Raw genomic sequence first — 1219 nt, forward strand, 5'->3', positions numbered from 1 at the left:
CACGCTTAACAGTGTGCCGGGTACCTTCGAACAGCTTGTACTTGGCACGCTCATCTTGGCCGCGATCTCTATCGATGCCGTCCGATTCCGCGCCTTAAGGAGGGCATCATGAGCCCGACAATCGTAGGGCCGTTGACCCCTACCGAGGCGCCTCGGCGCCGCAGACCCTCCCTAACCCGCACGATGGTTCTATTCCTGCTCCTGCTCGCGGAGTTGACCGTCTTCAATCTGCTCTTACCGGGCTATATGAGCCCCGGTAGCCTTCTCGATACCTCGCGCACCTTCGTCGAGACCGGCATCCTCGCGCTCGGCATGACCTTCGTCATCATCTCCGGCGGCATCGACCTATCGGTCGCGTCGCTGCTGGCGCTCGTTTCGGTGGTGATGGGACTTAGCTTTCAGGCTGGCCTGCCGCTGCCCGCGGCCATGCTGCTTGGCCTCGCTACGGGCATTGGGGGCGGACTGCTGAACGGTGCGGCAGTCGCGTATCTCGGGCTGCATCCCTTCGTCGTGACACTTGCTACCATGGCGATCTATCGCGGCGCGGCCTATGCTATCTCCAATGCGGCCGCGGTGTCGGACTTTCCGCCGTGGTTCACCACCATCGGCCAATCCTATTTCATAAACGGGCTGGTGCCCACGCAGCTGCCCATTCTTTTGGTGGCAGCGATTGCGCTGTGGCTGTTGTTGTCCCGCACTAGCTTCGGCCGCCGCGTCTATAGCGTTGGCGCCAATGAACTCGCCACGCGTTTCTCGGGCGTATCGGTGGAACGCACTAAGCTCGCGATCTACGGTCTAATGGGGGGCTTGGTCGCCGTAGCAGCGATCATCCAGACCGCAAGGCTGTCCACTGCTCGTGCTAATGCTTCAATGGGCCTGGAACTGCCTGTGATCGCTATGGTTGTGCTGGGGGGTACCCGGATCACCGGAGGGGCGGGCGGTATCCTCGGCACCCTGCTTGGCGTCCTGGTGCTGGCATATTTGCAGGACGGTCTAGCCTCAGTTGGTGTGCGCAATGACTGGGGGCTCGTCGTGGTTGGCGCATTCCTCATCCTGGGCGTGCTGGCCAATGAACTGTTTCGCAAGTCGCCACGCTGACATGCGGGCTCACTCAACCGGCGGAACGTCGGGAACCCTACAGGGAGAAGAAGATGCTTAACTTTAACGAGCTGCCGACCCGCTTATGCAGGCCCACTAGGCGGCAAACGCTGCGGGGCAT

At 61.5% G+C, this 1219-nt stretch carries 1 protein-coding gene; it reads left to right on the forward strand.

What is annotated here, in order from left to right; translation table 11 throughout:
* Positions 1-108 precede the first annotated feature (108 nt).
* Entirely contained in the window at positions 109-1098 is a 990-nt protein-coding gene (locus GSQ92_RS16310) for an ABC transporter permease (protein ID WP_158804960.1), read from the forward strand.
* The last annotated feature ends 121 nt before the right edge of the window (positions 1099-1219 follow it).

Source organism: Acidisoma sp. S159 (assembly GCF_009766125.1).
Lineage (GTDB): Bacteria > Pseudomonadota > Alphaproteobacteria > Acetobacterales > Acetobacteraceae > Acidisoma.